Origin of the sequence: Pseudomonas sp. B19(2017), assembly GCF_002113165.1 — a bacterium.
Taxonomy (GTDB): domain Bacteria; phylum Pseudomonadota; class Gammaproteobacteria; order Pseudomonadales; family Pseudomonadaceae; genus Aquipseudomonas.
In genome coordinates this window covers 182,172-206,108 of the sequence record NZ_NEJR01000008.1, presented here as the reverse complement: position 1 = coordinate 206,108, position 23,937 = coordinate 182,172, and the positions used below count along the sequence as shown (strand labels likewise).

Sequence of the window (23,937 nt, the reverse complement as noted above, 5' to 3'; positions counted from 1 at the left end):
CTCGTTTAGAGTTTGTGACAATTGTTGAGCAAGCGCTGCCGGCAATTGGGCTATGCCTCAGAAGGTAATTCGCCTTCTGGAGCTCTACCTCATGCGCACAAGGATGTTTGCGCTCGCGCTCGGGCTGTTGTGCCTGGTTTTTCTCCCCGCATTGCCATCGGTCGGATGGCTGATTCTGCTGGCTGTAGTTGCTGTTTGTGGCCTGTTCGCCCGGGTGTGGCCGCTGGGTTGGTTTCTGCTGGGCCTGTGTTGGGCTTGCTGGTCTGCGCAGCAGGCGCTGGATGATCGCCTGGCCCCTGCGCTGGATGGCCGCACGGTGTGGCTGGAAGGCCGGGTGGTTGGACTGCCGACTCGCACGGCGCAGGGTGTGCGTTTCGAGCTGGAAGGCGCCCGCTCGCGGCGGGCCGAACTGCCGCAACGTCTGCAACTGAGCTGGTTTGACGGGCCACCACTGCGGGCGGGCGAGCAGTGGCGGCTGGCGGTGACCTTGCAGCGCCCGGCCGGGCTGCTCAACCCGCATGGGCCGGATCGTGAGGCGCAATTGCTGGCGCGACGGGTGGGCGCTGCCGGCACGGTCAAGGCCGGACAGATGCTGGCGCCGGTTGCCGGTGGATGGCGCGACACGCTGCGCCAGCGTCTGCTGGCTGTCGAGGCCAATGACCGGCAAGCAGCGCTGGTGGCACTGGTGCTTGGCGACGGGGCTGGCCTGGCCAGGGAGGACTGGCAGACCTTGCAGGCTACCGGCACGGTGCACCTGCTGGTGATTTCTGGCCAGCACATTGGCCTGGTCGCCGGCTTGTTGTATGGCTTGGTCGCCGGGTTGGCGCGCTGGGGGGTGTGGCCCGTGCGGCTACCGTGGTTGCCATGGGCGTGTGGGCTGGCCATGGCGGCGGCGCTGGCTTATGGCTGGCTGGCCGGTGCTGGTGTACCGGTGCAGCGGGCCTGCCTGATGCTGGCGGTGGTGTTGCTCTGGCGCCTGCGTTATCGCCATCTTGGGGCTTTTCTACCGTTGCTGCTGGCGTTGGTTGCCGTATTGCTGGTCGAACCGTTGGCGGCACTGCTACCCGGGTTCTGGCTGTCGTTTGCCGCTGTGGCCACGCTCATCTATTGCTTCAGCGCCCGGCTGGGCGGCTGGCGGCCCTGGCAGGCCTGGACGCGGGCGCAATGGGTGATCGCCATCGGCTTGCTGCCGGTGCTGCTGGCTACCGGCCTGCCGGTGAGCCTGAGTGCGCCGCTGGCGAACCTTGTTGCGGTGCCCTGGATCAGCCTGGCGGTGCTGCCGTTGGCGCTGTTGGGCACGTTGCTGCTGCCGCTGGGCGGGGCAGGTGAGGCGCTGTTGTGGTTGGCGGGTGGGCTGCTGGACGTGCTGTTCCGTGGGCTGGCGCTGGTGGCGCAGCAGCGCCCGGCCTGGGTACCGCCAGCCTTGCCGTTGTGGGCCTGGTTGCTGGTCTGCCTGGGAGCTTTGCTGCTGTTGCTGCCCCGTGGCGTGCCGCTGCGTGGGTTGGGTGGAGTAATGCTTCTGGCGCTGTGGATACCCCGGGAGACGGTGCCGTTCGGCCAGGTCGAGGTCTGGCAGCTGGACGTCGGCCAAGGATTGGCGGTGCTGTTGCGCACCCGCCATCACAACATGCTGTACGACGCCGGGCCGGTCAAGGGCGAGAGCGACCTGGGCGAGCGGGTGGTGTTGCCGACCTTGCGCAAGCTGGGGGTGAGCAGCCTGGACCTGATGCTGATCAGCCACGCCCATGCCGACCATGCCGGTGGCGCTGGAGCGATCCAGCGTGGTCTGCCGGTCAAACGGATGATCGGCGGCGAAGTGCTGGATGACGTGCAACTGCAACCTTGTGCCAGTGGCGAGCAATGGGTGTGGGATGGCGTGCGCTTTTCGCTGTGGCGCTGGGCTGATGGACAGAGCAGCAATGACCGCTCTTGTGTGTTGCTGGTGGAGGCGCAGGGTGAGCGATTGTTGCTGGCGGGGGACATAGAGGCCGGTGCCGAGCGGGCCTGGTTGTCTGCCACCGAGGCGCCGCGTATCGACTGGTTGCAGGCGCCGCACCATGGCAGCCGCAGCTCGTCCAGCGAGGCCTTCATCCGCGCCACGGCGCCGCGCGGGGTTTTGATTTCGAGGGGGCGCTACAACAGCTTCGAGCACCCGCATTTGCAGGTTGTGGAGCGTTATCGGCGGCATGGGGTGGTGATGCATGATACGGCGGTCGAGGGGGCGTTGCGGTTGGTGCTGGGTGGGGGCGGGGAGGTTGAGAGTGTGCGCCGACAGAGGAGGTTCTGGCGTGATGTCGCGGGTGGCTGAGCTGGCCTTTTCGCGGGTAAACCCGCTCCCACAGAGCGGCGCAATACCTTTGGGAGCGGGTATACCCGCGAAGAGGCCAGCCCAGACACCCCAAAGCCCAAGCTGGAAACTGGCCCGGTCAATTCCCTGACCTCCGGCAGATGAGCCCCCGGCGCGCCTATGGTAGAGTGGCGGCCTTTTTCCGAAGGGGCGTTTACTGTGTGGGAATTGGTCAAGTCCGGTGGTTGGATGATGCTGCCGATCATTCTGAGTTCCATCGCTGCCATGGCTATCGTTGTCGAGCGCCTGTGGACCCTGCGCGTCAGCCGCGTGACCCCGCCGCACCTGTTGGGCCAGGTGTGGATGTGGATCAAGGACAAGCAACTGACCAGTGACAAGCTCAAGGCCCTGCGCGCCGATTCGCCACTGGGCGAGATCCTCGCTGCCGGCCTGGCCAATTCGCGCCATGGCCGCGAAATCATGAAGGAATGCATCGAGGAGGCCGCCTCGCGCGTCATCCACGAGCTGGAGCGCTATATCAGTACCCTTGGCACCATCGCCGCCATGGCCCCGCTGCTGGGCCTGCTGGGTACCGTGCTGGGCATGATCGACATCTTCAGCGCCTTCATGGGCTCGCAGATGACCGCCAACGCCGCAGTGCTGGCCGGTGGTATCTCCAAGGCCCTGGTTACCACGGCGGCCGGCCTGATGGTCGGTATTCCGGCGGTGTTCTTCCACCGTTTCCTGCTGCGCCGCATCGATGAGCTGGTGGTGGGCATGGAGCAGGAAGCAATCAAGCTGGTGGAAGTGCTGCAGGGCGACCGTGAAGTGGAAGTGGCCGGAGGCAAGGCGTGAAGTTCCGGCGCAATCGCCAGCGGGAGAACGTCGACATCAACCTGGCGTCGCTGATCGACGTGGTGTTCGTCCTGCTGTTGTTCTTTGTGGTTACCACCACCTTCACCCGCGAAACCCAGCTGCGTGTGGAACTACCCGAGGCCGCCAGCGCCGAACAGGTGCCGGCCGACCAGGGCAAGCTGGTGGAGATTACCATCAGCGCCGAAGGTGTGTACTCGGTGAACAACCACCTGCTGCCCAAGAGCGACCTGGCCACCCTGAGCGAAGCGATCGAGCGTGAGTCGGGCGGCGACAACAAGCTGCCGCTGGCCATCAGCGCCGACGGCAAGACCCCGCACCAGGCTGTGGTCACTGCAATGGATGCCGCCGGCAAGCTCGGTTTCAGCCAGTTGCGCATGACCACCGTCGAGGCGGCCCAGGGCACGCCTTGATGGCCTTCGCCGACCGCTTGCTCGCCGCCTGGTACGCCGGGCACCCGGCGCTGGCGCTGCTGCGCCCGCTGGAGGCGTTGTACCGCCGCGTGGTCATGCGCAAGCGGGCGCGTTTTCTCAGTGGCGAAAGCGCCAGCTACCGGGCCCCGGTGCCAATCATCGTGGTGGGTAACATCACCGTGGGTGGTACCGGCAAGACGCCGATGATCCTCTGGCTGATCGAGCATTGCCGCCAGCAGGGGCTGAAGGTGGGCGTGGTCAGCCGTGGCTATGGCGCCAAGCCGCCGCAGCTACCCTGGCGCGTGCAGGCCGACCAGGCTGCCGGGCAGGCCGGCGACGAACCGCTGCTGATCGTGCAGCGCACTGGCGTGCCGCTGATGATCGACCCCGACCGCTCCCGCGCCGTGCAGGCACTGCTGGCCAGCGAACCCCTCGACCTGATCCTGTGCGACGACGGCATGCAGCACTACCGCCTGGCACGTGACCTGGAGCTGGTGCTGATCGATGCCGCCCGCGGCCTGGGCAATGGCCGCTGCCTGCCGGCGGGGCCACTGCGTGAGCCGGCCGAGCGCCTGCATGAGGCTGACGCGGTGCTGTACAACGGCGCCAGCGCAGACCGCGCCGATGGCTTCGGCTTCCGCCTGCAGCCGTCCGCCCTGGTCAATTTGCGCAGTGGCGAGCGCCGAGCGCTTGAGCATTTCCCCGCTGGCCAGCGCCTGCATGCGGTGGCCGGTATCGGCAACCCGCAACGTTTCTTCAACACCCTGCTGGGGCTAAACTGGCAGCCGGTGCCGCATCCTTTTGCCGACCATGCACAGTTCAACGCCCGGAGCCTGGCCTTCAGCCCGCCGCTGCCGCTGGTCATGACCGAAAAGGATGCGGTGAAATGCCGGGCCTTCGCCGCTGACGACTGGTGGTACCTGGCCGTCGAGGCGCAGCCCACGCCGGCCTTCAGCGCCTGGTTCGACAACCAGCTGAACCGGCTGCTGCGCAAGCCCTGAGCCCTTTTTCAATTCCCGGCCACCTGGCCTAAAGGAAGCCTCCAATGGACACCAAACTGCTCGATATCCTGGCCTGCCCGATCACCAAGGGCCCGCTCAAGCTCAGTGCCGACAAGACCGAGCTGATCAGCAAGGGCGCTGGCCTGGCCTACCCGATCCGCGACGGCATCCCGGTCATGCTGGAAAGCGAAGCGCGCACCCTGACTGACGATGAGCGCCTGGACAAATGAGCCTGGATTTCACCGTGGTAATCCCCGCCCGGCTGCGCTCCACGCGCCTGCCAGGCAAACCATTGCTGCCGATCGCCGGCAAGCCGATGGTGCAGCATGTGTGGGAACAGGCCCGCAAGAGCGGCGCCAGCCGTGTGGTCATCGCCACCGACGACGCCAGCATTGTCGAGGCCTGCCAGGCCTTCGGCGGCGAAGTGCTGCTGACCCGTGCCGACCATGAATCAGGCACCGACCGCCTGGCCGAAGTGGCCGCGCACCTGGGGCTGCCGGCCGACGCCATCGTGGTCAACGTGCAGGGGGATGAACCGCTGATCCCGCCGGTGATCATCGACCAGGTGGCCGCCAACCTGGCGTCGCATCCGGAAGCCGGCATCGCCACCCTGGCAGAGCGGATCCATGCGCCGGAAACCCTGTTCAACCCCAATGCGGTCAAGGTGGTCAGCGACAAGAACGGCCTGGCCCTGACCTTCAGCCGTGCGCCGCTGCCCTGGGCCCGCGATGCATTTGCCAAGGACCGCAACGTGTTGCCCGAAGGCGTGCCGTATCGCCGCCACATCGGCATGTACGCCTACCGCGTCGGCTTCCTGCAGGACTTCGTCAGCTGGGGCCCGTGCTGGCTCGAGCAGACCGAGGCGCTGGAGCAGCTGCGTGCCCTGTGGCATGGCGTACGCATCCACGTCGAAGACGCCATCGAGGCGCCTGCCGTGGGCGTGGACACCCCTGAAGACCTGGCGCGCGTACGGCGCTTGCTGGAGGCTTGATGCGCGTTCTGTTCGTCTGCCTTGGCAATATCTGTCGCTCGCCCACCGCCGAAGGCGTGCTGCGCCATCAATTGCAGGCTGCAGGGCTTGCCGACCGGGTACATGTGGCCTCGGCCGGCACCGGCGACTGGCACGTCGGCAAGGCGCCTGACAGCCGTACCTGCAAGGCAGCGCTGGCGCGTGGCTATGACCTGTCGCAGCAACGCGCCCAGCAGGTCAAGGCGGCGCACTTTGCCGAATATGACCTGATCCTGGCCATGGACGAGAGCAACCTTGGCCACTTGCGAGCGATGCGCCCGAACACGGCAGTGGCGGAGCTCGACCTGTTCCTGCGCCGCTATGGCGCAGCGCTGGATGAAGTGCCAGACCCGTACTACGGTGGCGCCGACGGCTTCGAGCAGGTGCTTGATCTGGTTGAAGCAGCGTGCCAGGCGCTGGTGGTGGAAATCAAGGGGCGGCTATGACAGTGCAGTGGCAGGAGCAGGTATCGCTCAAGCCTTACAACACCTTTGGCATCGACGTGAAGGCGCGGTATTTCACCCAGGCACACGATGACCAGGAGGTGCGCCAGGCGCTGGCCCAGGCGCAGCAAGGCGGCTTACCGGTGCTAGTGATCGGCGGTGGCAGCAACCTGCTGCTGACCCGCGATATCGATGCGCTGGTGCTGCATATGGCCAGCCGTGGGCGGCGCGTGCTCAGCGACGATGGCGAACGTATCGTGGTCGAGGGCGAGGCCGGCGAGCCATGGCACCCGTTTGTGCAGTGGACACTGGCGCAGGGATATTGCGGCCTGGAGAACCTCAGCCTGATCCCCGGGACCGTGGGCGCCGCGCCAATGCAGAACGTGGGCGCCTATGGCGTGGAAATCAAGGACGTGTTCGTCGGCCTGACCGCCCTGGACCGCGAGACCGGCGAGTTGCATGACTTTGGCCTGGCGGAATGTGCCTTCGGGTATCGCGACAGCCTGTTCAAGCGCAACCCCAGGCGCTGGTTGATCCTGCGTGTGCGCTTTGCCTTGAGCCGCACGCTGCAGGCCCGCCTGGACTATGGCCCGGTGCGCCAGCGCCTGGCAGAGCAGGGCGTGACCGAGCCGACTGCGCAGGCGATCAGCGAGGCAATCTGCAGCATTCGTCGCGAGAAGCTGCCAGACCCGGCAGAGCTGGGTAACGCCGGGAGTTTCTTCAAGAACCCCGTGGTCTCGGCGGAGCAGGTCGAGCGTATCCGTGCGCAGCACCCGGGGGTGGTGGCTTATCCGCAGGCCGACGGCCAGGTGAAGCTGGCGGCAGGCTGGTTGATCGAGCAGGCAGGCTGGAAGGGCCATCGCGAAGGGGATGCCGGGGTGCATCGTTTGCAGTCGTTGGTGCTGGTCAATTACGGCCAGGCGAGCGGGGCGCAGATGCATGCGCTGGCGCGACGGATCCAGGCCGACATCCTGGAGCGGTTCGGGGTGGCACTGGAGATGGAGCCTAACCTCTACTGATTCATTGCCTGTACGCAGGTATCAGGCTCATGCGGTACCTGTGGGAGCGGGCGTGCCCGCGAAGAACCCAACGCGGTAGCTGGCACCGGCTGCGCCGGTGTTCGCGGGCACGCCCGCTCCCACAAGAGCAACAGCGCTGCCAATATTTCACAGCAACCAAGAAAAAGCCCCGCCAGTTCGCACTGGCGGGGCTTTTTCATTCAGCCTTGGCTATCAACCGTGATGAGGCTTTTGCTCATCGGTGGCTTCCAGGGCTGGTTCCTCGGCGGCTGCAGCAGCTTCCTGCGCGGCTTTGGCGGCAGCCTCGGCCTCACGCTTGCGGCGACGCACTTCACGCGGGTCGTTCGGCGCACGGCCGTTGGCCAGCATGACAGTGGCAGGTTCCACCGCCGCAGGGGCTTCGACCGGTGCAGGCTCGACGGCCACTGGGGCTGGCTCGGCCACCACTTCTGGTTGGGCTTCGACAACCGGGGCAGGTTGCTCGGCAACCGGAGCGGTTTCGATCTCGGCCGGGGCCTGCTCGATTTCACCAGCCTCCACGGCAGGCGCTTCTACCGGTGCCTCGGCAACCACTACCGGTTCGGCGGCAGGTGCTTCATCGACCACTGGCTGCGGGGCGACTTCGACCACGGGCTCGGCAGTTGCCTCGACCACGGCTACAGGCTCGCTGACCGGCTGCTCGACGACTGGGGCCACGGCTACTTCTTCAGCCTTGGCGGCAGCTTCGACCTGCTCGGCCTTCTCAGCCTGCTCGACCGGCTGGGCGACTTCGCTGTTGTCGGTTTCGACAGCGGCGACTTCCGCGGTGGCAAGCTCGGCCTGCTGGTTGGCCTGGGCTTCGGCGTCGGCACTGATGTTGCTGCTGGCGACAGCGGCAGTCACGGCCAGGCCAGCGGCCAGTTCGGCACCCAGTTCGGTGGCCTGGTGCGGTTGTGGCTGCTCTTCGCTGCCTTCTTCCTCGCTGCCATCGATCAGCTCGCCGTTGGCATTGCGCTGACGCTCACGACGGTTGCTGCGGCGACGCTGGCCACGAGAACGGCGGCGTGGGCGCTCGCCATCGGTGCCTTCCTGCTCGTCCTGCAGCAACTCTTCGTTCGGCAGTTGTTCTTCGGCCAGTTCGGCTGCCTGCTCAGCGGCTTCCTCGGCTACGCGTGGCTGACGTTCTTCGCGTGGTGGGCGTGGGGCACGCTCTTCACGAGGAGCACGTTCTTCGCGAGGTGCGCGCTCTTCACGCGGAGCACGTTCTTCGCGCGGAGCACGTTCCTCACGCGGGGCACGTTCTTCACGAGGTGCGCGCTCTTCACGCGGAGCACGTTCTTCGCGCGGTGCGCGCTCTTCACGCGGGGTACGTTCTTCGCGTGGAGCGCGTTCTTCACGTGCGACACGTTCTTCACGCGGCTGGCGTTCCTCACGCTCGGCAGGGGTAGCGTCCAGTGGCTCACGCAGTTCGCGCACGCGCTCTTCGCCACGGTTGCCGCGGCGGTCTTCGCGTGGCTGGCGCGGTGCGCGTTCTTCACGCGGTGCGCGCTCTTCGCGTGGGGCGCGTTCCTCACGTGGCGCACGCTCTTCGCGCGGCGCACGTTCCTCACGTGGAGCACGTTCTTCACGCGGTGCGCGCTCGGCACGCTCTTCACGCGGTTTGCGTTCTTCGTCGCGGCGGCCGTTGCGGTTGCGGCTCTGCTGGCGGCCGTTGCGGCGTTCTTCGTTGCGTGGGCTGCGCTCGGCGGCCGGTTTCTCGGCGGCAGTGACAACTGGCGCTGCGGCAGGCTCTTCCTTGCCGGCGAACAGGCTTACCAGCGACTTCACCAGGCCCTTGAACAGGCTTGGCTCCGGAGCGACCGGGGCAGGGGCGACCGGTGCGGCAGGCTGTGGCTCTTCGGCAGTGGCCGGTACTGGCGCGTTGGCGCGGGCCGGTGCGGTCTTGACCGCGGCTTCCTGGCGAACCAGGGTGCGGGTGGCGGTCGGCTGCGGCGCTTCTTCGGTTTCGGCGGCGGCGATCTCGTAGCTGGACTGGTTGTTCAGCACTTCCGGGTTGTCGTCGCGCAGGCGCTGGACTTCGAAGTGCGGGGTTTCCAGGTGATCGTTCGGCAGGATGATGATGCGCGCACGGGTGCGCAGTTCGATCTTGGTGATCGAGTTGCGCTTCTCGTTGAGCAGGAAGGCAGCCACCGGGATCGGCACCTGGGCGCGAACTTCGGCGGTGCGGTCCTTCAGGGCTTCTTCTTCGATCAGGCGCAGGATGGCCAGCGACAGCGATTCGACGTCACGGATGATGCCGGTGCCGGAGCAGCGTGGGCAAACGATGCCGCTGCTTTCGCCCAGCGACGGACGCAGGCGCTGACGGGACATTTCCAGCAGGCCGAAGCGCGAGATGCGGCCGACCTGAACGCGGGCGCGGTCGGCTTCCAGGCACTCGCGAACACGTTCTTCAACGGCGCGCTGGTTTTTTGCCGGGGTCATGTCGATGAAGTCGATGACGATCAGGCCGCCGATGTCGCGCAGGCGCAGCTGGCGGGCGATTTCCTCGGCCGCTTCCAGGTTGGTCTGCAGGGCGGTTTCTTCGATGTCGCTGCCTTTGGTGGCCCGCGCCGAGTTGATGTCGATGGACACCAGGGCTTCGGTCGGGTCGATCACGATCGAGCCGCCGGAGGGCAGGTCGACCACGCGCTGGAAGGCGGTTTCGATCTGGCTTTCGATCTGGAAGCGGTTAAACAGCGGCACGCTGTCTTCGTACAGCTTGACCTTGCTGGCGTACTGCGGCATCACCTGGCGGATGAAGGTCAGGGCTTCTTCCTGGGCATCGATGCTGTCGATCAGCACTTCGCCGATGTCCTGGCGCAGGTAGTCGCGGATGGCACGGATGATGACGTTGCTTTCCTGGTAGATCAGGAAGGGCGCGGCGCGGTCCTGGGACGCTTCCTTGATGGCGGTCCACAGTTGCAGCAGGTAGTCGAGGTCCCACTGCATTTCTTCGCTGCTGCGGCCCAGGCCGGCAGTGCGCACGATCAGGCCCATGTCGCCTGGCACGGTCAGGCCGTTCAGGGCTTCACGCAGTTCGTTGCGTTCTTCGCCTTCGATACGGCGAGAGATGCCACCGGCGCGCGGGTTGTTCGGCATCAGCACCAGGTAGCGGCCGGCCAGGCTGATGAAGGTGGTGAGGGCGGCGCCCTTGTTGCCGCGCTCTTCCTTCTCGACCTGGACGATGACTTCCTGGCCTTCGCTCAGCACTTCCTTGATATTGACCCGCCCTTCGGGGGTTTTCTTGAAGTATTCGCGGGAGATTTCTTTCAGCGGCAGAAAGCCGTGACGTTCGGAACCGAAGTCGACGAAGGCGGCTTCGAGGCTGGGTTCGATGCGGGTGATCTTGCCTTTGTAGATGTTGGCCTTTTTCTGCTCACGTGCGCCGGACTCGATGTCCAGGTCGTAGAGACGTTGGCCGTCCACCAGGGCTACACGCAACTCTTCGGGTTGAGTCGCGTTAATCAGCATTCTTTTCATGTTGTACCGTCGGTTTCCGGGCTGCCGGAAACGGCGTTCGGCACACACGACGTCTCATGGTCGGTGCCAAGGTGCGCAAAGGGTGGCCAGGCCACCCCCGTGTCGAGCGACGTTCGGCACCAGCCGGTTGCCCAGCCTGCCGTTGTCGCGACGACGCGTCCTGTTTGCTGCGGTGCCAACAAGGCCCCGGTGGCTTCGAATTGGAATCCGAATCAACCAAGCGGGCCTTGTGCACTCAGTCAGGAGGAGGAATCAACCGTCAGCCGTGGACGCCCGGGGGCATCTGTTCAGGACCTTATCCGCTCGCCAGCCGTTCAGTGGGCTGGTGGGCCGGACGCGGTGCTACACGGTCCGAGGGCTGTGCATCTCCACCCTGCACGTATCCCTGATAATTCGGGTGCTGCCGCGCGCTGAATCCGCAACGGGTTGCATTTTTCGCCAGCGCAGATTCTGCGCTGGCGCCATTCATGTCCAAGGCAGGTATTTCCGAAGCATTCGCCGGGCGTTGCGTGGAAGCGACGGGGCGGGCAGAGGTGCAGCGAAAAGAATCGGGTAAGCAGGTGAAACACCGCACTTGTCGTTTTTTTTCGGTCTTCTCTACACGGCGCTGGTGGCGATTCCAGGCAATTCGGTAAACTGGCGAACACCCCGTAGGACGGCCTCGCGTCCTGGAGAATTGCGTTGGTCAGGGGCCGGCTAGGAGCCTGGTGCCGCTGGCCTGCCGCTTTTGGCGGCGTTCGCGACTATAGCAGCAATGATTAAGTGCTTCAATTCCATAAAAAATTGTTATGATCCCGCCATGACGACCAATACCCCTCCGACTTCCGGCGTTCAGCTGATCGAAGTCGCGCCGGAGCTTGCCGGCCAACGCATCGACAATTTCCTTATCACGGCCCTCAAGGGCGTGCCCAAGACCTTGGTCTACCGCATCCTGCGCAAGGGTGAAGTACGGGTCAACAAGGGGCGCGTCAAGCCAGAGTACAAGATCCAGGCCGGCGATATCGTGCGGGTCCCGCCCGTTCGTCTGCCGGAACGTGACGAACCGGCACCGGTGGCCCAGGGCCTGCTGCAGCGTCTGGAAGCGGCCATCGTCTACGAAGACAAGGCGCTGATCGTGATGAACAAGCCGGCCGGCATCGCCGTGCATGGCGGCAGCGGCCTGAGCTTCGGCGTGATCGAGGCGCTGCGCCAGTTGCGCCCGGACGCCAAGGAGCTGGAGCTGGTGCACCGCCTGGACCGTGACACCTCTGGCCTGCTGATGATCGCCAAGAAGCGCAGCATGCTGCGCCACCTGCACGCCGCGCTGCGCGGTGATGGTGTCGACAAGCGCTACATGGCGCTGGTTCGCGGCCACTGGCCGACTTCGAAGAAGCAGGTCAGCGCGCCGTTGCTCAAGAGCAACCTGCGCTCCGGCGAGCGCATGGTCGAGGTGAATGACGAGGGCAAGGAGGCGCTGACCCTGTTCCGCGTGCTGCGCCGCTTTGGCGAGTTCGCCACCATTGTCGAGGCGCGCCCGATCACCGGTCGCACCCACCAGATCCGAGTGCACACCTTGCATGCCGGGCACATGATTGCCGGCGACAGCAAGTATGGCGACGAAGATTTCAGCCGCGAAATCCGCGACCTGGGCGGCAAGCGCCTGTTCCTGCATGCCTACGCGCTTACCGTGCCGCTGCCGGACGGTGGCGAGCTGAAGCTCGAGGCGCCGGTGGATGAAGTGTGGGCGAAAACCGTTGAACGGCTGAGTGCGTCCTGACCTATGAAAAAAGGCTATGAGCTACTGATCTTCGACTGGGACGGCACCTTGGCCGACTCGATCGGGCGTATCGTCGAGGCCATGAACGCCGCCGCCGAGCGTGCCGGTGAGGCGCAAAGCAGCGAGGGTGCGATCAAGGGCATCATCGGCCTGGCCCTGGGCGAGGCGATCCACACCCTGTACCCGCACCTGGCGCCTGCGCAGGTCGACAGCTTTCGTCAGCACTATGCCGATATCTATATGGCCCTGGACCAGCAGCCCTCACCGTTGTTCGAGGGTGTGGTCGAGTCGCTGGATGCGTTCCGTGCCGAGGGGTACCGCCTGGCGGTGGCCACCGGCAAGGCGCGCCGGGGGCTGGACCGGGTGCTCAAGGCCAATGGCTGGGAGCAGTTCTTCGACATCACTCGCGCCGCTGACGAGACCCGCGGCAAGCCGCACCCGCGGATGCTAGAGGAAATCCTTGGCCATTGCGGTGTCGAACCAGGGCGTGCGCTGATGGTTGGCGATTCGGCATTCGACTTGCAAATGGCCAGCAATGCCGGCATGCATTCGGTGGCCGTGGGCTATGGTGCCATGTCGCTACAGGCGTTGGCCGAATTTGGTCCACAGGTGTGCATCGATCATTTTTCCCAGTTGCGTGAGTGGCTGGGTGGTTCCGCAATTCCATTTCCAAGGTAGGTAAGCATGGCAGACGAATGGAAAGCCCCCGAGGCCGAACCCGAGGAGCGCGAAGAGCGCAAAAGCTGGAAGCTGCTGGAAAAGACCCTGCTGGCGGGTGTACAGGAGCAGCGCCGGGCGCGGCGCTGGGGGATCTTCTTCAAGTTGCTGACCTTCGTCTACCTGTTCGGCATCCTGGCCTTGTTCACACCCTTGATGGACATGGACAAGGCCGCATCGCGCAGTGTCAGCCATACCGCACTGGTCGAGGTGCGCGGAATGATTGCCGACCAGGAGCCCGCCAGCGCCGACAATATCATCAAGAGCTTGCGTGAGGCGTTCAAGGACAGCAAGACCAAGGCTGTGGTGATGCGCATCAACAGCCCGGGTGGCAGCCCGGTGCAGTCGGGTTACGTGTATGACGAAATCCGCCGCCTGCGCGCCGAATACCCGGCGATCAAGCTGTATGCGGTGATTGCTGACCTGGGTGCTTCCGGTGCCTATTACATCGCCAGTGCGGCGGACGAGATCTATGCCGACAAGGCCAGCCTGGTGGGCTCGATTGGCGTGACAGCGGCTGGTTATGGCTTTGTCGGTACCATGGAAAAGCTGGGTGTGGAGCGGCGTACCTACACTGCCGGCGAGCACAAGGCCTTCCTCGATCCGTTCTCGCCGCAGAAGCCGGAAGAGACGGCGTTCTGGCAGGGCGTACTGAATACCACGCACCAGCAGTTCATTGCCATGGTCAAGCAGGGGCGGGGCGAGCGCCTGAAGGACAAGGAGCACCCGGAACTGTTCAGTGGCCTGGTGTGGTCGGGTGAGCAGGCCAAGGAATTAGGCCTGGTGGATGGGTTGGGCAGTGCCAGCTACGTGGCGCGTGAAATTGTGGGCGAGAAGGACTTGGTGGACTTCACCGTGCAAGAGTCGGCACTGGATCGCTTCTCCAAGCGCGTAGGGGCCAGCGTGGCCGAGCGCCTGGCGATGTGGATGGGGTTCCAGGGGCCGCAGTTGCGCTGATCCGGGATTGCCGGGGGCGCTTTGCGCCCCTTCGCGGGCGTGCCCGCGAAGGGCCGCTGCGCGGTCCCAAAACTCACGGAATCACCACCCCTTCCTTAGTCAACATATCCACCAGTCTAATCAGCGGCAGCCCGATCAGGCTGGTCGCATCGCACCCATGCGTGCTCTGGAACAAACTCACCCCCAGTCCCTCCGCCTTGAAGCTGCCGGCGCAGTCCAGCGGCTGTTCTGCCGTCACATAGCGCTCCACTCGCTCCCGATCCAGCTCGCGCAAGGTCACGGTAAACGGCACGCAGTCCACCTGGCACTGCCCGGTGGCGCTGTTCAGCAATGCCAGCCCGGTCAGGAAGCTCACCTGCTGCCCGCTGCACTCCAGCAGCTGCTCGCAGGCCCGCTCGAAGGTGTGAGGCTTGCCCAGTACCTGCTCGCCCAGTACCGCAACCTGGTCCGAGCCGATAATCAGGTACCCGGCGTGGCTGCCCGCCAGGGCCTCGGCTTTTTGCCTGGCCAGCCGGCGCACCAGGTCCACCGCCGGTTCGTCATCCAGGCGCCGCTCGTCTATGTCGGGGCTTGCCCAGGTGAAGGGCAGGCGCAGGCGCGCGAGCAGTTCGCGGCGATAGGCAGAGCTGGAAGCCAGTAACAGAGGAAGCATGGTAGACTCCTGAATCAGTTGAACAAATTCTATCACGCACGATGCTGCCAATTTCCTTTGACAGGGGCGGGGGGCATCCCTAGAATGCTGCGCCTATGTTGAATGACCCGATTCCACCTCACGTTGACCCGCGCAAATTAGCCGATCGTGGCGTAACCCTTAACGGTTCGCTGCAACTCGCTGATTTGGAAAGACTCTGCGACCCGCTTTCCGACAATGTCGGTACGGTGCAGGCGAAGTTCGATTTTGAACGAGATGAACAGCACGTGGTGGTTATCCACAGCGAGCTGGACGTCGAGGTCAAGATGGTTTGCCAGCGTTGTCTTGAGCTGGTCACCCTGCCGATCCACAGCGAATGTACATACGCGGTGGTGAAGGAGGGTGCGAATACCCAGTCGTTGCCGAAAGGCTATGACGTGCTGGAACTGGGCGAAGATCCTTTGGATCTGCAGGCATTGATCGAGGAGGAGCTTCTGCTCGCCTTGCCAATCGTGCCTGCTCACCATCCGGAAGAATGCCAGCAGCCGGCGGGCGCAGACGAGCCCGAATCGAGCAAGGACGAGGTATCGCGGTCCAACCCGTTCAGTGTTTTGGCGCAGTTAAAGCGTGACCCAAACGTTTAGGAGTTAATCAATTATGGCTGTTCAGCAGAACAAAAAATCCCGCTCTGCCCGTGACATGCGCCGTTCGCACGACGCCCTGTCGGAAAACGCGCTGTCGGTAGAGAAAACCACCGGTGAAGTACACCTGCGCCACCACGTTTCGCCAGAAGGCGTATATCGTGGTCGCAAAGTGGTCGACAAGGGCGCTGACGAGTAATCCTTGTCCGCTCAGATCATCGCGATCGACGCAATGGGCGGGGACTTCGGTCCCCGCAGCATTGTTCAGGCTAGCATTGCCTGCCTTTCGGCTACCCCCTCGCTGCACCTGACCCTCGTCGGTCAACCCTCCCTCCTTGAAGATCTGGTCAGTGGCCTTGCAGCTGCGGATCGCGCGCGCCTGCAAATCGTGGCCGCCAGCGAGGTGGTCGGCATGGACGAGCGGCCATCCCAGGCGCTGCGCGGCAAGCCGGACTCGTCGATGCGCATCGCCCTCGAACTGGTACGCGACGGCAAGGCCCAGGCCTGCGTCAGTGCCGGCAATACCGGGGCCTTGATGGCGCTGTCGCGTTTCGTGCTGAAGACGCTGCCGGGTATCGACCGGCCGGCGATGGTGGCGGCGATCCCGACCCAGACCGGCTACTGCCAGTTGCTCGACCTGGGTGCCAATGTCGACTGCAGCGCCGAGAACCTCTACCAGTTCGCCGTGATGGGCTCGGTGGCCGCTCAGGCCCTGGGTGTGCAGCGGCCGCGTGTGGCGCTGTTGAATATCGGTACCGAAGACATCAAGGGCAACCAGCAGGTCAAGCTGGCGGCCAGCCTGTTGCAGAGCGCTCGCGGGCTCAACTACATAGGCTTCGTCGAAGGTGACGGGTTGTATCGCGGCGAAGCCGATGTGGTGGTGTGCGACGGGTTCGTCGGCAACATCCTGCTCAAGTCCAGCGAGGGGCTGGCGACCATGATCGGCGTGCGCATCGAGCAGTTGTTCAAGGGCGGCGTGTTGTCGCGGGTAGCCGGGGCCGTGGCCATGCCACTGCTCAAGCGCCTGCAGGCCGACCTGGCGCCGGCGCGGCACAATGGTGCGAGCTTCCTGGGGTTGCAGGGCATCGTCATCAAAAGCCATGGCTCGGCGGGGGTGCAGGGCTTCCAGAGTGCCATCCAGCGGGCGTTGATCGAGATTCAGGAGAACCTGCCGCAGCGTTTGCATGGGCGGTTGGAGGATTTGCTCCTGTAGCTGTGTCGGCCCCTTCGCGGGCTTGCCCGCTCCCACAGGATTGCCACAGGGCTGAAGATTGTGGGGTATCTGTGGGAGCGGGCAAGCCCGCGAAGGGGTCGGTACAGGTAAACAAAGACCTTAGGCATATCGCCGATGAAGTGCTTAAATGTGACCGCTTAGGTTCCGTCTCCATCCAAGCTTTCAGATTCCGCGCCTGGCTCAGGGCCTGGCGCACCCTATCCGACGACAAGATCATAAGGGCTTGTTCAATGTCTGCATCTCTCGCATTCGTCTTTCCCGGTCAAGGTTCCCAGTCGCTGGGCATGCTCGCCGAGCTCGGCGCCGAGAAGCCAGTGATCATCGAAACCTTCAAGGAAGCGTCCGAGGCGCTCGGTTACGACCTGTGGAAGCTGGTCCAGGAAGGCCCGGAAGAGCAACTCAACCAGACCGACAAGACCCAGCCGGCCATCCTCACCGCGTCCATCGCGCTGTGGCGCCTGTGGCTGGAAGAGGGTGGCGCCACGCCGGCCTTCGTGTCCGGTCACAGCCTGGGCGAATACAGCGCCCTGGTCGCTGCCGGCAGCATCAGCCTGAAGGACGCCGTCCGCCTGGTCGAGCGCCGCGGGCAACTGATGCAGGAGGCGGTCCCGGCAGGCCATGGCGCCATGGCTGCCATTCTCGGCCTGGACGACGCCGTAGTCGTTGAGATTTGCGCCGAAGCGGCTGAAGACCAGGTGGTCAGCGCCGTCAACTTCAACTCGCCTGGCCAGGTGGTCATCGCCGGCAACAAGGCTGCGGTAGACCGCGCCATCGAGCTGTGCAAGGCCAAGGGTGCCAAGCGCGCCCTGCCGCTGGCGGTCAGTGTGCCGTCGCACTGCGCGCTGATGAAGCCGGCTGCCGAGCGCTTTGCCGAGTCGGTCAATGCCATCGAATGGCACGCCCCGCAAATTCCTGTGGTGCAGAACGTCACCGCTGCCGTTGCCGCTGGCCTCGATGCCCTCAAGCACGACTTGCTGGCGCAGCTGTATCAGCCTGTGCGCTGGGTCGAATGCGTGCAGACCCTGGCCGCCAACGGTGCCGTCAACCTGGTCGAGTGCGGCCCGGGCAAGGTGCTGGCTGGCCTGAACAAGCGTTGCGCCGATGGCGTGACCACCTACAACCTCAATACCCCTGACGCCGTCGCCGCCGCCCGTGCGGCACTGGCCTGATTTGGAGAAGCTTGCATGAGCCTGCAAGGTAAAGTTGCACTGGTCACCGGCGCCAGCCGTGGCATTGGCCAGGCCATCGCCCTCGAACTGGGCCGCCAGGGCGCGACCGTGATCGGCACCGCCACTTCGGCTTCCGGCGCCGAGCGCATTGCTGCAACCCTGAAAGAACACGGCATCACTGGCACCGGCATGGAGCTGAACGTGACCAGCGCCGAATCGGTTGAAGCTGTACTGGCCGCCATCGGCGAGCAGTTCGGCGCGCCGGCCATCCTGGTCAACAACGCCGGTATCACCCGCGACAACCTCATGCTGCGCATGAAGGATGACGAGTGGTTCGATGTGATCGATACCAACCTGAACAGCCTCTACCGTCTGTCCAAGGGCGTGCTGCGTGGCATGACCAAGGCACGTTGGGGTCGTATCATCAGCATCGGCTCGGTCGTCGGCGCCATGGGTAACGCCGGCCAGGCCAACTACGCGGCCGCCAAGGCCGGCCTGGAAGGCTTCAGCCGCGCCCTGGCGCGTGAAGTTGGCTCGCGTGGCATCACCGTCAACTCGGTGACCCCGGGCTTCATCGACACCGATATGACCCGCGAGCTGCCGGAAGCGCAGCGCGAAGCCCTGCAGACCCAGATCCCGCTGGGCCGCCTGGGCCAGGCTGACGAAATCGCCAAGGTGGTTTCGTTCCTGGCATCCGACGGCGCAGCCTACGTAACCGGCGCCACCGTGCCGGTCAACGGCGGGATGTACATGTAACATTGCAACTCAATGTGACGGATTTCGTAAAAAAAGAGTCATACTGCGAGCCTAAAATCCGTTATAAAGCTGCAACCAGATTCCAGGCAGCGGGTGTGGTGACTGGTGGGAAGGTGCGTTTAGCTTGAAAAGCGAACGTCTTTCTATAAAATTAGCCACCGGCCAGCTGCCTGACATATATCCATTAGGAGTAAACCTAGGTATGAGCAACATCGAAGAACGCGTCAAGAAAATCGTCGCCGAGCAACTGGGCGTCAAGGAAGAGGAAGTGACTCTCGAGAAGTCCTTCGTCGATGACCTGGGTGCCGATTCGCTTGACACCGTTGAGCTGGTGATGGCTCTGGAAGAGGAATTCGAGACCGAAATCCCTGACGAAGAAGCCGAGAAGATCACTACCGTTCAAGCTGCCGTAGACTACGTCAAAGCCCACCAGGCCTAAGACGCTTTAGTCGACGCTTCTTGTCGGGAAAAACCGCACTGCCTTTGCCGGCGTGCGGTTTTTTCTTTGCGAGCGCCCTGTGTTTTGCAGTCGGCTCGTTGACCCGAGCTCCAAGAGCTTGTTGCCATTTCATTCCATTGCTTGTAATGCAATGGCAAGAAACTCTGTGATTAGAAAAAGGAGAGTACTGTGTCGCGTAGACGCGTCGTGGTCACCGGTATGGGTATGCTGTCGCCACTGGGTACCGATGTACCGAGCACCTGGCAGGGCATTCTGGCTGGCCGCAGTGGCATCGGTCCGATCGAACATACGGACCTGTCTGCCTACTCCACCCGTTTTGGCGGCTCGGTGAAAGGCTTCGAGGTCGAGCAATACCTGTCGGCCAAAGAGGCCCGCAAGCTCGACCTGTTCATCCAGTACGGCCTGGCGGCCGGTTTCCAGGCAGTGCGTAATGCCGGCCTGGAAGTTACCGACGCCAACCGCCAGCGTATTGGCGTGGCCATGGGCTCGGGTATCGGTGGCCTGACCAACATCGAAGAAACCAGCCGCACCCTGCACGATTCGGGGCCGCGTCGTATTTCGCCGTTCTTCGTGCCAGGCTCGATCATCAACATGATCTCCGGCTTCCTGTCGATCCACTTGGGGCTGCAAGGGCCGAACTACGCCATCGCCACTGCCTGCACCACGGGTACCCACTGCATCGGCATGGCCGCGCGCAACATCGCCTACGGTGAAGCCGATGTGATGATCGCTGGCGGCGCTGAAATGGCCGCCTGCGGCCTGGGCATGGGCGGCTTCGGTGCTTCTCGCGCCCTGTCCACCCGCAACGACGAGCCTACCCGGGCCAGCCGCCCGTGGGACAAGGGCCGCGACGGCTTCGTGCTGTCCGACGGTGCCGGTGCCCTGGTGCTCGAAGAGCTGGAGCATGCCAAGGCCCGCGGCGCAACCATCTATGCCGAGCTGGTCGGCTTCGGCATGAGCGGTGATGCCTATCATATGACCTCGCCACCGGACACCGGCGAAGGCGCTGCCCGCTGCATGGCCAACGCCCTGCGCGATGCCGGCATCCAGCCGGAAGAGGTCAGCTACATCAACGCCCACGGCACCTCGACCCCGGCGGGCGATGTGGCCGAAGTGGCCGCGATCAAGCGCGTATTCGGTGAGCATGCCTACAAGCTGGCGGTCAGCTCGACCAAGTCGATGACTGGCCACCTGCTGGGCGCCGCCGGTGCCGTGGAAGCGATCTTCAGCGTGCTGGCGATCAACAGCCAGATGGCGCCGCCCACCATCAACCTGGATGAGCCGGACGAAGGCTGCGACCTCGACTTCGTCCCGCACCAGGCTCGCAGCATGCCGATCGACGTGGTGCTGTCCAACTCGTTCGGCTTTGGCGGCACCAACGGTTCGCTGGTATTCCGCCGGTTCGCCGGTTGATGCACAGCTGGATCGATGGCCAGCCGGCGGCTGCAATCAACCTGCAGAACCGCGGGCTGGCCTACGGCGATGGCCTGTTCGAGACCATCGCCGTGCGCGGCGGCCGGCCCAGCCTGCTGGACGGCCATCTCGCACGCCTGGCGCTAGGGTGCCAGCGCCTGGCGATCAGCGCCGACCTGGCGCTGGTGCGCGACGAACTCCTGCGCTATGCCAGCCAGCTCGGTGATGGCGTAGCCAAACTCATCATTACCCGTGGCGACAGCCAGCGCGGTTACGCGCCGGTTGTCGGTGCCGCGCCGCGGCGTATCCTGCAGGGCAGCCCATTGCCCAGCTATCCTGTCGAACATGCCGAGCACGGTGTACGTCTGTTCCCTTGCCAGACGCGGCTTGGGGAACAACCGCTGTTGGCTGGCCTCAAACACCTCAACCGCCTGGAGCAGGTACTGGCCCGTGCCGAATGGCAGGACAGCGAACATGCCGAAGGCCTGATGCGTGACGGGCAGGGCAGGGTGATCGAAGGGGTGTACAGCAATCTGTTCCTGGTGCGCGATGGCGTGTTGTTCACGGCCGACCTCAGCCGCTGTGGCGTCGCTGGCGTGATGCGGGCTGCGTTGCTGGAACAGGCAGCGCTGCAGGGCATCCCGGTGCAGGTCGGCGACCTGCCGTTCGACGCGCTGGAGCAGGCAGATGAAGTATTTGTTTGCAATAGCGTCTACGGTGTCTGGCCCGTGCGTGGCGTTGCCGCGCTAAACTGGTCGGCGGGCCCGCTCACCCGTAAACTGCAGGCCGTTGCCCGTACGCTACTGGAAACCTGAATTCGTGAGACGTAAATTCCTGCTGCTGCTGGAAATGGGCTTGATCCTCGCCGGCCTTGCCGTGGGCTGGTCGGCCTGGAAGGTCAACTCGGTCCTGGAGCAGCCCCTGCACGTGACGCAGGAGCGCCTGCTCGACGTGCCCAATGGCACTACCCCCAACCGCATGTTCTATCGCATGCAGAGCGAAGGGCTGCTCGACGACGCCGTCTGGTTGCGCCTTTACTGGCGCTTCAACATGGCCGGCACCCCCCTGCACACCGGCGAGTACCGCCTGACCCCCGGCATGACCGTGGAGCAGCTGTTCGATGCCTGGCGTCGGGCCGATGTGGTGCAGTACAACCTGACCCTGGTCGAAGGCTGGACCTTCCGCCAGGTGCGCTCGGTCGTGGCCAAGCATGAAAAGATCAAGCACACCCTGGATGGCCTGTCCGATTCGGAAGTGATGGACAAGCTCGGCCATACCGGCGTGTTCCCTGAGGGCCGCTTTTTCCCGGACACCTACCGCTTCGTGCGCGGCATGAGCGACGTCGAGTTGCTGCAGCAGGCCTACATGCGCCTGGATGAAGTGCTGGCCAAGGAGTGGGCCGAGCGCACCACCGACCTGCCTTACCGTGACCCGTACCAGGCGTTGATCATGGCCTCGCTGGTGGAGAAGGAGACTGGCATTCCCCAGGAGCGTGGGCAGATTGCAGGCGTTTTCGTAAGGCGCCTGCGCCTGGGCATGATGCTGCAGACCGACCCGACGGTAATCTATGGCATGGGTGAGCGTTACAACGGCAGGATCACCCGCGCCGACCTGCGCGAACCGACGCCGTACAACACCTACACCATGACCGGTCTGCCGCCGACCCCGATTGCCATGGTCGGCCGCGAGGCGATTCACGCGGCGCTCAACCCGTCCGATGGCACCAGCCTGTATTTCGTCGCCCGTGGCGATGGCAGCCATGTGTTTTCCGACGACCTCGACGACCATAACTCTGCAGTGCGAGAGTTCCAGCTCAAGCGCCGTGCGGACTACCGCTCCAGCCCCGCGCCGCAATCGCAGCCAGAGACACAGCCACAACCAGATGCCGACGAGGCCGAGCAGCGCGAGGCGCCTGCCGATGAGTCTACTGCGCAGCCAGCGCCCGACCAGCCGCCTGTGCAGGACGCCCCTGCCGGCGGCGCGCAAGCGGCCGAGCGGCCGATGCCTGACGAACAACATTAAGGACTGCCTGTGAGCGGCTTGTTTATTACTTTGGAAGGCCCCGAAGGCGCGGGCAAGAGCACCAACCGCGACTACCTGGCTGCGCGCCTGCGCGAGCAGGGGCTGGACGTGGTGCTCACCCGAGAGCCCGGCGGTACGCCGCTGGCCGAGAAGGTGCGTGAGCTGCTGCTGGCGCCCAGCGATGAAAGCATGGCGGCCGACACCGAGCTGTTGCTGGTGTTCGCTGCGCGTGCCCAGCACCTGGCGCAGGTGATCCGGCCGGCGCTGGCCCGCGGGGCCGTTGTGTTGTGTGACAGGTTTACCGATGCCACATACGCCTACCAGGGCGGTGGGCGCGGTTTGCCGGTCGAACGTATCGCTACCCTTGAGCAATTCGTCCAGGGCGACCTGCGCCCGGACCTGACCCTGGTCTTCGACCTGCCGGTTGAAGTGGGCCTGGCCCGGGCCGCCGCCCGGGGCCGTCTGGACCGTTTCGAGCAGGAAGGCCAGGCGTTCTTCGAAGCGGTGCGCCAAGCCTACCTGCAGCGCGCCGGCCGCGAACCACAGCGCTATACCCTGCTCGATGCCGCCCAGCCGCTGCAGGCTGTGCAGCACGCCATCGACACGCTGCTGCCTGGCATTGTGGAGCGTTGCCGTGGCTGAGGCCTACCCCTGGCAGCAGGCCCTCTGGCAGCAACTGGCCGGCCGTAGCCAGCACGCTCACGCCTACCTGCTGCATGGCCCGCAGGGTATTGGCAAGCGGGCCCTGGCCGAGCGCCTGATGGCCCGCCTGCTGTGCCAGCACCCACAAGGCCTGGAGGCCTGTGGCGGGTGCAAGTCCTGCCTGCTGCTCAAGGCCGGTAGCCACCCGGACAACTTCGTCCTCGAGCCCGAAGAAGCCGATAAGCCGATCAAGGTCGACCAGGTGCGCGAGCTGGTGACTTTCGTGGTGCAGACCGCGCAGCTGGGTGGGCGCAAGGTGGTGCTGATCGAGCCGGTGGAGGCGATGAACATCAATGCCTCCAACGCCCTGCTCAAGAGCCTCGAAGAGCCTTCCGGCGATACCGTGTTGCTGCTGGTCACTCACCAGCCCAGCCGCCTGTTGCCGACCATCAAGAGCCGCTGCCAGCAGGTCGCCTGCCCGCAGCCCAGCCTGGCCCAGAGCCAGGCCTGGCTGGCCGGCGCGCTGCCCGACAGCGACGAAGCCGAGCGCGACGAGTTGCTGACCCTGGCTGCCGGTTCACCGCTGATGGCGCTCAGCTTGCGGGCGCAAGGCGTGCGCGAGCAGCGCGCACTGGTCACTGATGGGGTGAAGAAGCTGCTCAAGCAGCAGCAATCGCCCAGCCAGCTGGCCGATGCCTGGAGCGCTGTGCCGCTGTTGCTGCTGTTCGACTGGTTCTGCGATTGGGCGCACCTGATCCTGCGCTATCAATTGACCCAGGACGAGGAGGGGCTAGGCTTGGCCGATATGCGCAAGGTGGTGCAGTACCTGGCGCAGAAGAGTCGTCAGGCCAAGGTGCTGGAGGTGCAGGCGTGGATCCTGGAACAGCGCCAGAAGGTGCTGGGCAAGGCCAACCTCAACCGCGCCCTGCTGCTTGAATCGTTGCTGGCCCACTGGCTGCAACTGCCGGGCGCCCGCTGATTTTCATTTTTTCATGT

Annotated in this window: 24 protein-coding genes; 22 read left to right on the top strand and 2 right to left on the bottom strand. The window is 64.6% G+C overall.

Annotated elements, in window-relative coordinates:
- The first annotated feature begins 91 nt into the window (after positions 1 to 91).
- The 8 genes from CAF70_RS14015 to murB all read left to right on the top strand — a co-directional run bounded on the left by CAF70_RS14015 (position 92) and on the right by murB (position 7,045).
- Complete coding sequence (locus CAF70_RS14015) at positions 92 to 2,308, top strand: DNA internalization-related competence protein ComEC/Rec2 (RefSeq protein WP_085625334.1); 2,217 nt, start codon at positions 92 to 94, stop codon at positions 2,306 to 2,308.
- A 198-nt stretch (positions 2,309 to 2,506) separates the two neighbouring features.
- On the top strand, positions 2,507 to 3,142 hold the full coding sequence (locus CAF70_RS14010) for a MotA/TolQ/ExbB proton channel family protein (RefSeq protein ID WP_085625333.1): 636 nt from the start codon (positions 2,507 to 2,509) through the stop codon (positions 3,140 to 3,142).
- Positions 3,139 to 3,573 carry a biopolymer transporter ExbD gene (locus tag CAF70_RS14005; protein WP_085625332.1) on the top strand — a complete coding sequence of 145 codons (435 nt, stop codon included), beginning with the start codon at positions 3,139 to 3,141 and terminating at the stop codon, positions 3,571 to 3,573. Before CAF70_RS14010 ends, CAF70_RS14005 begins: the two co-directional genes overlap by 4 nt.
- The gene (gene lpxK / locus CAF70_RS14000; protein ID WP_085625331.1) at positions 3,573 to 4,574 is read left to right on the top strand and encodes a tetraacyldisaccharide 4'-kinase; all 1,002 of its coding nucleotides are present in this window, start codon (positions 3,573 to 3,575) and stop codon (positions 4,572 to 4,574) included. Before CAF70_RS14005 ends, lpxK begins: the two co-directional genes overlap by 1 nt.
- A gap of 44 nt (positions 4,575 to 4,618) precedes the next feature.
- Positions 4,619 to 4,804 carry a Trm112 family protein gene (locus CAF70_RS13995; RefSeq protein WP_003247142.1) on the top strand — a complete coding sequence of 62 codons (186 nt, stop codon included), beginning with the start codon at positions 4,619 to 4,621 and terminating at the stop codon, positions 4,802 to 4,804.
- Positions 4,801 to 5,565: a 3-deoxy-manno-octulosonate cytidylyltransferase gene (gene kdsB, locus CAF70_RS13990; protein WP_085625330.1), complete on the top strand. Its 765-nt coding sequence runs from the start codon at positions 4,801 to 4,803 to the stop codon at positions 5,563 to 5,565. The genes CAF70_RS13995 and kdsB overlap by 4 nt, the downstream gene beginning before the upstream one ends.
- Positions 5,565 to 6,029: a low molecular weight protein-tyrosine-phosphatase gene (locus CAF70_RS13985; protein ID WP_085625329.1), complete on the top strand. Its 465-nt coding sequence runs from the start codon at positions 5,565 to 5,567 to the stop codon at positions 6,027 to 6,029. Before kdsB ends, CAF70_RS13985 begins: the two co-directional genes overlap by 1 nt.
- Entirely contained in the window at positions 6,026 to 7,045 is a 1,020-nt protein-coding gene (gene murB / locus CAF70_RS13980) for a UDP-N-acetylmuramate dehydrogenase (protein WP_085625328.1), read from the top strand. Before CAF70_RS13985 ends, murB begins: the two co-directional genes overlap by 4 nt.
- A 213-nt stretch (positions 7,046 to 7,258) precedes the next feature.
- On the opposite strand, the gene rne is transcribed toward murB, so the two are convergent.
- Complete coding sequence (rne, locus tag CAF70_RS13975) at positions 7,259 to 10,543, bottom strand: ribonuclease E (RefSeq protein ID WP_178076384.1); 3,285 nt, start codon at positions 10,541 to 10,543, stop codon at positions 7,259 to 7,261.
- 799 nt (positions 10,544 to 11,342) lie between these two features.
- Between rne and rluC the strand changes: the two genes are divergently transcribed.
- Genes rluC through sppA form a run of 3 tightly spaced genes read left to right on the top strand, consistent with a single transcriptional unit; the run spans position 11,343 to position 13,973 of the window.
- Positions 11,343 to 12,299, top strand: a complete 957-nt coding sequence (rluC, locus tag CAF70_RS13965) for a 23S rRNA pseudouridine(955/2504/2580) synthase RluC (protein ID WP_013971570.1) — start codon at positions 11,343 to 11,345, stop codon at positions 12,297 to 12,299.
- 3 nt (positions 12,300 to 12,302) lie between these two features.
- The gene (locus CAF70_RS13960; RefSeq protein WP_085625326.1) at positions 12,303 to 12,977 is read left to right on the top strand and encodes an HAD family hydrolase; all 675 of its coding nucleotides are present in this window, start codon (positions 12,303 to 12,305) and stop codon (positions 12,975 to 12,977) included.
- A gap of 6 nt (positions 12,978 to 12,983) precedes the next feature.
- Positions 12,984 to 13,973, top strand: a complete 990-nt coding sequence (gene sppA / locus CAF70_RS13955) for a signal peptide peptidase SppA (protein WP_085625325.1) — start codon at positions 12,984 to 12,986, stop codon at positions 13,971 to 13,973.
- A gap of 73 nt (positions 13,974 to 14,046) precedes the next feature.
- Here the strand turns inward: sppA and CAF70_RS13950 are convergent, their stop codons facing one another.
- Positions 14,047 to 14,625, bottom strand: a complete 579-nt coding sequence (locus CAF70_RS13950; protein WP_085625324.1) for a nucleoside triphosphate pyrophosphatase — start codon at positions 14,623 to 14,625, stop codon at positions 14,047 to 14,049.
- Positions 14,626 to 14,720: 95 nt separating this feature from the next.
- On the opposite strand from CAF70_RS13950, the gene CAF70_RS13945 reads away from it, so the two are divergent.
- The 11 genes from CAF70_RS13945 to CAF70_RS13895 all read left to right on the top strand — a co-directional run bounded on the left by CAF70_RS13945 (position 14,721) and on the right by CAF70_RS13895 (position 23,920).
- Entirely contained in the window at positions 14,721 to 15,248 is a 528-nt protein-coding gene (locus tag CAF70_RS13945) for a YceD family protein (RefSeq protein ID WP_012313431.1), read from the top strand.
- Positions 15,249 to 15,261: 13 nt separating this feature from the next.
- On the top strand, positions 15,262 to 15,444 hold the full coding sequence (gene rpmF, locus CAF70_RS13940) for a 50S ribosomal protein L32 (RefSeq protein ID WP_003247154.1): 183 nt from the start codon (positions 15,262 to 15,264) through the stop codon (positions 15,442 to 15,444).
- Positions 15,445 to 15,447: 3 nt separating this feature from the next.
- The gene (gene plsX, locus CAF70_RS13935; protein ID WP_085625323.1) at positions 15,448 to 16,458 is read left to right on the top strand and encodes a phosphate acyltransferase PlsX; all 1,011 of its coding nucleotides are present in this window, start codon (positions 15,448 to 15,450) and stop codon (positions 16,456 to 16,458) included.
- A gap of 251 nt (positions 16,459 to 16,709) precedes the next feature.
- Positions 16,710 to 17,648: an ACP S-malonyltransferase gene (gene fabD, locus CAF70_RS13930; protein ID WP_085625322.1), complete on the top strand. Its 939-nt coding sequence runs from the start codon at positions 16,710 to 16,712 to the stop codon at positions 17,646 to 17,648.
- 15 nt (positions 17,649 to 17,663) lie between these two features.
- Positions 17,664 to 18,404 carry a 3-oxoacyl-ACP reductase FabG gene (gene fabG, locus CAF70_RS13925; protein WP_003247160.1) on the top strand — a complete coding sequence of 247 codons (741 nt, stop codon included), beginning with the start codon at positions 17,664 to 17,666 and terminating at the stop codon, positions 18,402 to 18,404.
- Positions 18,405 to 18,606: 202 nt separating this feature from the next.
- Positions 18,607 to 18,843, top strand: coding sequence for an acyl carrier protein (gene acpP / locus CAF70_RS13920; RefSeq protein WP_016715141.1), 237 nt, complete (start codon positions 18,607 to 18,609; stop codon positions 18,841 to 18,843).
- A gap of 189 nt (positions 18,844 to 19,032) precedes the next feature.
- A complete protein-coding gene (gene fabF, locus CAF70_RS13915) occupies positions 19,033 to 20,277 on the top strand; it encodes a beta-ketoacyl-ACP synthase II (RefSeq protein ID WP_015269411.1) in 1,245 nt (414 codons plus the stop codon).
- Positions 20,277 to 21,092 (top strand): aminodeoxychorismate lyase, encoded by an 816-nt coding sequence (pabC, locus tag CAF70_RS13910; protein ID WP_085625321.1) that lies wholly within the window; start codon positions 20,277 to 20,279, stop codon positions 21,090 to 21,092. The genes fabF and pabC overlap by 1 nt, the downstream gene beginning before the upstream one ends.
- A 4-nt stretch (positions 21,093 to 21,096) precedes the next feature.
- Positions 21,097 to 22,299, top strand: coding sequence for an endolytic transglycosylase MltG (mltG, locus tag CAF70_RS13905; protein WP_085625320.1), 1,203 nt, complete (start codon positions 21,097 to 21,099; stop codon positions 22,297 to 22,299).
- A gap of 9 nt (positions 22,300 to 22,308) precedes the next feature.
- Positions 22,309 to 22,941, top strand: a complete 633-nt coding sequence (tmk, locus tag CAF70_RS13900; RefSeq protein WP_085625319.1) for a dTMP kinase — start codon at positions 22,309 to 22,311, stop codon at positions 22,939 to 22,941.
- Positions 22,934 to 23,920, top strand: a complete 987-nt coding sequence (locus tag CAF70_RS13895; protein WP_085625318.1) for a DNA polymerase III subunit delta' — start codon at positions 22,934 to 22,936, stop codon at positions 23,918 to 23,920. Before tmk ends, CAF70_RS13895 begins: the two co-directional genes overlap by 8 nt.
- Positions 23,921 to 23,937 lie beyond the last annotated feature (17 nt).

Coding starts and splice junctions, on each gene's coding strand:
- kdsB (WP_085625330.1), top strand. CDS start 4,801: ATGAGCCTGGATTTCACCGTGGTAATCCCCGCCCGGCTGCGCTCCACG.
- CAF70_RS13995 (WP_003247142.1), top strand. CDS start 4,619: ATGGACACCAAACTGCTCGATATCCTGGCCTGCCCGATCACCAAGGGC.
- sppA (WP_085625325.1), top strand. CDS start 12,984: ATGGCAGACGAATGGAAAGCCCCCGAGGCCGAACCCGAGGAGCGCGAA.
- rpmF (WP_003247154.1), top strand. CDS start 15,262: ATGGCTGTTCAGCAGAACAAAAAATCCCGCTCTGCCCGTGACATGCGC.
- CAF70_RS13945 (WP_012313431.1), top strand. CDS start 14,721: ATGTTGAATGACCCGATTCCACCTCACGTTGACCCGCGCAAATTAGCC.
- murB (WP_085625328.1), top strand. CDS start 6,026: ATGACAGTGCAGTGGCAGGAGCAGGTATCGCTCAAGCCTTACAACACC.
- fabG (WP_003247160.1), top strand. CDS start 17,664: ATGAGCCTGCAAGGTAAAGTTGCACTGGTCACCGGCGCCAGCCGTGGC.
- fabD (WP_085625322.1), top strand. CDS start 16,710: ATGTCTGCATCTCTCGCATTCGTCTTTCCCGGTCAAGGTTCCCAGTCG.
- acpP (WP_016715141.1), top strand. CDS start 18,607: ATGAGCAACATCGAAGAACGCGTCAAGAAAATCGTCGCCGAGCAACTG.
- rluC (WP_013971570.1), top strand. CDS start 11,343: ATGACGACCAATACCCCTCCGACTTCCGGCGTTCAGCTGATCGAAGTC.
- CAF70_RS13985 (WP_085625329.1), top strand. CDS start 5,565: ATGCGCGTTCTGTTCGTCTGCCTTGGCAATATCTGTCGCTCGCCCACC.
- CAF70_RS14015 (WP_085625334.1), top strand. CDS start 92: ATGCGCACAAGGATGTTTGCGCTCGCGCTCGGGCTGTTGTGCCTGGTT.
- rne (WP_178076384.1), bottom strand. CDS start 10,543: ATGAAAAGAATGCTGATTAACGCGACTCAACCCGAAGAGTTGCGTGTA.
- lpxK (WP_085625331.1), top strand. CDS start 3,573: ATGGCCTTCGCCGACCGCTTGCTCGCCGCCTGGTACGCCGGGCACCCG.
- CAF70_RS13960 (WP_085625326.1), top strand. CDS start 12,303: ATGAAAAAAGGCTATGAGCTACTGATCTTCGACTGGGACGGCACCTTG.
- pabC (WP_085625321.1), top strand. CDS start 20,277: ATGCACAGCTGGATCGATGGCCAGCCGGCGGCTGCAATCAACCTGCAG.
- CAF70_RS13950 (WP_085625324.1), bottom strand. CDS start 14,625: ATGCTTCCTCTGTTACTGGCTTCCAGCTCTGCCTATCGCCGCGAACTG.